The sequence below is a fragment of the Collinsella aerofaciens genome (genome assembly GCF_040910265.1).
GTDB lineage: Bacteria > Actinomycetota > Coriobacteriia > Coriobacteriales > Coriobacteriaceae > Collinsella > Collinsella aerofaciens_BK.
Map to the genome: position 1 here is coordinate 162,713 of NZ_JBDGAW010000002.1, position 7,084 is coordinate 169,796.

Annotated in this window: 4 protein-coding genes and 1 pseudogene; 2 read left to right on the top strand and 3 right to left on the bottom strand. The window is 59.8% G+C overall.

All coding sequences use genetic code 11. The features are described from left to right. Nucleotides 1-243: 243 nt before the first annotated feature. The gene (locus tag AB5Z14_RS02260; RefSeq protein ID WP_368130100.1) at nt 244-1,248 is read left to right on the top strand and encodes a helix-turn-helix domain-containing protein; all 1,005 of its coding nucleotides are present in this window, start codon (nt 244-246) and stop codon (nt 1,246-1,248) included. 157 nt (nt 1,249-1,405) lie between these two features. Further along, entirely contained in the window at nt 1,406-5,791 is a 4,386-nt protein-coding gene (locus tag AB5Z14_RS02265) for a carboxypeptidase-like regulatory domain-containing protein (RefSeq protein WP_368130101.1), read from the top strand. Between the two features lie 70 nt (nt 5,792-5,861). Here the strand turns inward: AB5Z14_RS02265 and AB5Z14_RS02270 are convergent, their stop codons facing one another. The 3 genes and pseudogenes from AB5Z14_RS02270 to AB5Z14_RS02280 all read right to left on the bottom strand — a co-directional run. Further along, a complete protein-coding gene (locus AB5Z14_RS02270; protein WP_368130102.1) occupies nt 5,862-6,446 on the bottom strand; it encodes a hypothetical protein in 585 nt (194 codons plus the stop codon). Between the two features lie 9 nt (nt 6,447-6,455). After that, nucleotides 6,456-6,686: a helix-turn-helix transcriptional regulator gene (locus AB5Z14_RS02275; RefSeq protein ID WP_368130103.1), complete on the bottom strand. Its 231-nt coding sequence runs from the start codon at nt 6,684-6,686 to the stop codon at nt 6,456-6,458. A 315-nt stretch (nt 6,687-7,001) separates the two neighbouring features. Continuing rightward, a pseudogene (locus AB5Z14_RS02280) lies at nt 7,002-7,084 on the bottom strand (IS200/IS605 family transposase); the annotation flags it as partial.

Genomic DNA, 7,084 nt, shown 5'->3' on the forward strand with positions numbered 1-7,084 from the left:
TCATATGACCTCATTATATGCAGAGCGAGGCCTGTTTCCCATCACTGCGACAGAGCTTTTTGCGGGGCGGCAGTATTTCTTTATCCCAAGGTCAGCTAGGCTTCGATAACCACTTCGGGGGCGGCATCGGTAAACTTGTCGTTTATACGCTCGGCACACTCGTAAGCAATACGCATTAACATCCAGACCTCAAATGACGGAGTAAAATAGCTGCTATTGTAGCCAGCCGTTAGGAGATGGAAGATGGACTGCGACGGCAACCCGCGCGTTCCCATGCCGCTCATGTGCACTGCCTTTGAGCCGGGGCAAATGGATGCCGCGGTCGCGGGCATCGCCGACACCGATTCGCGCGCTATTGCCACGGCAGAAGCGCTGTACTTTCGCGGACAGGCCGCCCTCGCCGCCGAGACGGCACGCCCCCATCTTGACGCAACTGATCCGTCGCTGCGCTATTCCGCATGTTTCATCTGCGGATATGCCAGTCTGTCGCTCAACCGTATCCCTGACGCCCGCCGTTGCCTTGCGGGCATCCTCGATACGCCAGCTGACGAGGAATCGCCCACCGTTCACGCCGTGCACGTTCTGTTCGCCTCGGCCGCAAGCGTCCTGCTGCACCTGCCTTCCCCGTATTCTGCCGATGAGTTCTATCCGTTCGCAGCGCATCTGCCCGAAGGCCTGCGCCTGTTCGCCAGCTACGTGATGGCGCATGCCCTGTATCTGCGCGGCGAATACGGCCGCAGTCTGGGCATGGCAGAAAACGCCTTGGTCATGAAGCAGGGAAGCTATCCCATATCGGAGCTGTTCCTGCACCTGTCAGCTTCTATGGCATGTATGAGCCTCAAGAACATCGACGCCGCAAAGGCGCATTTCGAAACCGCGTGGAGCATAGCGCGTCCCGACGGCCTTATCGAGCTCATCGGCGAGCACCATGGCCTTTTGCAGGGACTTATCGAGGCATGCCTAAAACAGCAATATCCTGACGATTTCGCACGCATCATCGAGATCACCTATCGCTTTAGCTACGGATGGCGACGCATCCACAACCCCGACTCGGGCGAGGATGTGGCCGACGATCTAACCACCACGGAATTCACCATGGCCATGCTCGCCTGTCGTGGATGGACCAACGCCGAAATCGCACGCCATATGGGCGTATCGCCAGGCACCGTTAAAAACCGCCTGTCCAGCGTATATGCAAAACTTGGCATCGGAACTCGTGCCGAGTTGGTCGCGCATATGTTGCGCTAGCGACCGAACCGTCAAGCGCATCGAACGTGCTCCGGCGTCCCCTCACATTCGCATGCTCAAATTGGACATTTTGCCCCTCGAACGGCACTACCGCGACAGGACACCTTCTCGCATAATTTGATTATTTCCACCGATGTTTGCGGGATGGGAGCCAAAGATGCTTGATCGCCGTTCGTTACTTGTTGCCGGAGCGTCCTCGCTGGCGAGCATGATGTTGCCGCGCGTGCCGGGCACCTCAAACGCCTTCATACTGCCGTTCACGCCCGTCGAAGCCTATGCCGATGAACAAGACCCCTTCAAGGTCCTGGTGCTCTCGCGCACCATGTTCGGCGTGGTGGTGGTCGACGTCGCCAACAAGATGAACCCCATCGCAGGCGCCCAGGTCACGCTGACGTCGCGCTATGCCGCGGGCAAACAGCTCACCGCCACCACCGATGACGAAGGTGCGGCGATCTTTGAGATTGCCCCGCTTTCGGAAGGCTACGTGGACGAGGCGACGCTCCTTGACGCGTACGACTTCAACGGCGGCATCTCCATCAGCATGCCGGGCTACCGCGATGTCGAGATCCCCCTCGCGCGCATCCAGGGCGGCACCGCCATTACCGCGCCCACGCGTCCGCTCTCCGACGGGGAGCCGTACTTTCGCCAGCTTACGTTCGACGAGTGGGACATCCAGTACGCCGACGCCACGTTCATGGCGATGCCCAAAGACGATGCAGCAAATGCGCAGCCCGATACGCATACCTTTGCCGTACAGGCCCACCTGCCGCAGGGCGGGCAGGCAACGCTGCACATCAATAAGGTAATGCCCGCCGTGGGCAGCTCACCCGAAACCGTCACGCAGATTGGCCAGGTCAAGGCCAGCGCAACGGGTGCGGATAATCTGGCGACGTTCACGCTCGAAGACAAGTTCCTCGATGCGGCGTCGGGCATTCTGGAAGAAGGATGCAAACTGCACTTTGTGCTCGACTATCAGGGCAAAACCTACACGCTCTCCTCCCCCATGGCCGTTGCCACCGCACCGGCTTCCAAGGCTGAATCGGGCTCGACCACCATCATCCCCACCACCATGGATCAAGAGATCACTCCGTTCGATTTCCCCGCGGCGTTTCCCGGCATCGGCGGTAACAAGTTCACCTGCTGGATGCCCACGTTTCCGATCCTCTTCGATTTCTCGTTTGCCGGGTACGTGTTGTTTGGCGGAGGATACAAACCGGCCAGCTACATAAACGATTCGGGCAACCCTGATCCGGAGTACTGGAAGAAGTCGCCGCGCGAATCGGGCGCCAAGCAGGCAAACCGCTACCTCGACGAGATGGAGGGGAAGTGGAACCAATACAAGAGCATGAGCGCCGGCTCGGGCACCGATCCAAGAAACACCAAGCTCCTTCGTCACCATTGCACGCCGCTGTTCACGATGGATATCGCAACACAGGTGTACGGATCGCTTGCCTACGACTGGGTAGGCAAAACTTGGGGCGATAACAACGATCCGGCGTTCGGCAATATTAAGGCCCTCTTCCAAGTAAAAACCGACCTCAACTGGACCGAGCAGTTCACCTTGGGCCCGGTGCCGTTTTTCCTAAACGTCAACCCTTGGGTGCTGGCGAAGCTGGCGCTCGCCGTAGGCGCCCACACGCACGGCAGCGGTGCGGCGTTCTTCAAAAACATTTCGCTCGACTATTCCAATACGTCGGGATCGTTCACCATCCAGATCGGGCTTGCCGTCACCTTTGGAGCCGGCGTTGCAGGCGTCGCTTCGTCCGCCGTGCGCGGTGCCGCATCCCTCACACTGTTCATTGGGTACGAGAAGGCGGACGGCCACCAGCTTCCGCGGCTGCGCGTGGGTGCAGACGTCGATGTCGACGTGATACTCCAGTTCATCATGTTCAAGTGGACCACCAAGGCCTGGTCGGGGTCGTGGCCCACACTCGCCGATTCGTGGAACATGTCGGTCAACAACAGCGACCAGCATGTGCTCCAGCGCTCTGAGCTAGCGCTGGGCGGAGACACGCCTTATACGTTGGATGCCTGCTTTGGCGCGACCGGCAATGCCGAGTCGGGCGGCGTAGCACAGTTTATCGCGTCGGCCACCATCGTCACCAATGCCGAGCTGCTCGCATGCGCCGAGGTTGCAGCCACCGCCATCAACGTCGCGCCGGTCGTGCGCGACTGGGAGCAAACGCTCACGTGTATCGAGCTCGACGCGGATGCAGAGAGCAATGACACGGGACAGGTCGAGCATTTCGTCCACGCTCTGATGGAGAATGACGAAAATGCCGCGCCGATGTATAAGTACACCTACATCGGCCAAGCGACGAACGCCGTTGCGGACTCGAACGCCAATTCTGCCGGCGTGTCGGAGGACGAGCGAGGCGGCATAAAGCCCTCGAGCGACAACGTGCTGTTTACTGGCGTGCTCAGCGAAGCTCACATGAAATTTGCGGAGATAGCCGGCACGGAATGCCTGTTCCGTATCGCTTCGGTGCGCTACGGCGAGGATGGCCGTTCGCGCCTGGTGGTACACACGAAGGCAAACGGCGCGTGGTCCGCTCCTATGCCGGTCGACTTCCCCCTGGGCTTTGGCGAGGGCGACGTGGAGCGTGGCGGCACGTTCGATTACGACTTCGACGTGGTGGAATTTACGGACGGGAGAGGAAACCAAGACGCCTACGTATTGCTGGTCTCGGGAGAGCGACCCGAAGGCGACACAACACGGTTCGATACGGCAAGCACGGCAGGCATACTGTCCGTTGTGCGCCTGCGCATAAGCAATAGCGAAGTTCGCGTAGTGTCGCACACGTCATGGCGCAGTATCTCGCGCGGCCGCCTGCAGGAGGACGGTTACCATTGTCTGCAGTGTCCGCGCATCACGGTGGGCAAAACGCTTGTCGACGGACGTCTGTCGGGCGCCTATCTCCACCGCCGCGGAGCCACCTCAGAAAAGGCGCTGGGCACCGAGGCAGAGGTCGCGCTGGAGTGCTTTACCCTGTGGTCGGACCTGTCAGGGGCCAGCCTCACGTTCCGTCAGGTTCTCCGCTTTCCGCAAGCACCATCGAGCATCGAGCTTGGCGCGCCCGAGAACATCAACGGCAAAATGGTGGTGCCCGTTGCATACGAAACCGCAGACGGCTGCGGTTGCGCATCGTACGCCGTGATCGGCCAGTCCATTGCGGGTTGGGGCGTCATGCCGCCAGATGCCACAGTACCCCACGCGGTGCCGTGGCCGCAGCACACAGGCTTTTTGGCAACCGTCAACGAGCAGCTGCAACATGTTACGTGGACGCGAGGCGCAACGGCATTTGCAACGACACCCGTGGGCGCAGCTGGCTGCGGCCCGGCGTCGTTTAGCATGAGCAACAACGGCCGGTGCGTGATGTACGTAGAGAACACCGACGGCAAGGTGGGACAGACCTACGACGAAGAAGGCGAGCCGGTGGCGGTAATGGGCAAGCATTTCCGCATCTTCGCCAGCGCCCTGATCGACGATCTGTTCACGGAGCCATTCGTGCTCTGCGAGCTGGAGCACCCCATCGATCAGATAACGACGTTTTTGACCTCGGGTGGCATGCTCTCGGCACTCGCCACGCACATTGTGAGTGCCGAGCAAAGCAAGGCAGAACTACACGGCATCGAAGTGCCCCTGGTGGCATGCGCTACGCCACTGGGCGCGATAGCCAACTTGGGTGCCGTGGTACCCGGAGCGGCAAGCGAGTCGTTTACGGTAACGGTGCGAAACGACGGCAACACGCTGCTGACCGCCGGAACAGTCGATCTGTACCGAGAGGGCTCCAACCAACCGTTCTCCAGCGCATCCATCGGATTCGGCGCGAACGCACGCATGGCATCGATCTACGACCCGGAGCTTGCCGAGGACGCATCGGCCAACGACATGGCACACGTGAAGTACACACTCGAGGCACTGGGCGAGCGCTTTGCCACGCACCCGCTGGTAGCCGATAACGGCAACGCCGTGCTGGCACCGGGTTGCACGGCACAGTTCCGCATGAGCTTTGCCATCCCGGAGAGCTGGGGCGACGAGGTGGGCAAACGTGTCACGCTCTACGCAAAGGCGCGTGACCTGGTGGCGCTCGACCCCGTAACGCTCAAAGAGATTCGCCCGGGCGCAAACTCCGCGCTGGGCGCCGTGTTGCACGAGCTCCACATTCCCGACGCGTCATGCGAACGTGCAGAGGTGCTGGTGGGCGTAAGCAGCAACGCGGATACGACGGGACTCCATGACGCACCGATGATCGTGGACGGCGATGGCGGCTCGAGCGGCGGCGGTTCCGGCACGGGAGGCAGCTCCGGCGGAAGCGGCTCTGGCAGTGGCAAGGGCAACGACAATAACAAACGCTCCGGAAAAGTGGGCGTGCTCGCCGGCACGGGCGACAGCAACGTCCCCCTGACCGCAGCCGCAGCAGCACTCGCCGCAGCCGGAGCCGGCCTCGTCGCCTATAGCGCCCGCCGCACAGCGCTCGAGCGTAGCGGCAGCGATGAAGCCGGTGGGATGGGTCCCGCTAGCTCTCAGCCGCTTTTTTGAGCGGCGCTAACCCTGTTCGTTGAACAAAAAAGGGGCTGGCTCTGATATCCCAGAGCCAGCCCCTTGCGCATTAGATATCGCTGGCGTCGTCGAGTTCCGCCTCGATCTTGGCGCGGCGTCTTTTCGCCGTGAAGAACGATGCACACAGAACGGCGAATGTGGCTATGAAAATCGTCGCACCGCAGAACACGCCCGTAGCCAGGTTCGCCAACCAAAAGACGCTTTCGAGCGGTACGATCTGTGCCTCAGCGATACAGCGCATCGCGGCAATGACAAGCGCGAACGCGGCGCCGCTAAGACCGCTGACAAGCAGGAAGTATCCAACGGGAAGATGCTCGGTTTGCCCAAAACGATTGGTGTCGACATAGCCCTTCCGCGTTTGCAGTCCTGCACAAATCAACATCACGAGAACGAACCACACATACATGGCGGCCTCAAACGGCGTTGCAAAGCCATGCGGCATTTCACATGCGTCGCTGTGAACCCACGCTACCTGTCGTGCTATAAACTGGTAGAAAAAAATCATCAACATACCAAACGAAAGCAGCCCAAAACCAAGCTTGTAGATCTTCGCGTTCTCAGCTTCCAGACGTTCATCCTTTGGACCGGCATATTCATGCCACTTTTGCACGAGTTTTAAATCTTCAAATTTCATAGCGAACTCCTAAAGAGCGTTAGGGTCGAGGTCGGTCTCGTCTTCCCAAAACAGGTCGTTCAACGTGACGCGCAGCGCTTTGCAAATTGCTACGCACAAATTGAGCGTGGGGTTGTAGCCGCCAGCCTCGATCAGGCCGATAGTTTGGCGCGTAACGCCCACGGCTTGGGCTAAGTCGGCTTGCGAAAGGCCAACCGCCGCGCGCGCCGCCTTCATGCGTAGGTTCTTTTTGCCCGGCATGGAGTTCCTTTCGTAGTAATGGACAGATATCCGTTGCAACATGACAGAAATATATTGCATCCATCAACGTGTGTCAACTATATCTGTCATTATGAAAATCATGTCTGTCAATGTCTGCACAATGCTTCGCCAATTCCAAGATTGCAAGACGCATTGACCACACTATCCGAGCACAATCAGAACCACCCTTAAAAAGGGTGGTTTGCTCTTAGGGTATAACCCACGGGCTCCGGGCTCGCGTCTAAAGGCGCGGGCCCGGACTTCGTCCAGGCCTAGTGCATCTTGACCCGTGGCGCGCCGGTCGAACCGGCGGGGTCACCCCCTCTTGAAGGGGTCCTCGTACTCCTTCACGCTCAGCTTGTCCAGCGCGATGTCGTGGGACTCCTGCTCCCTGATGT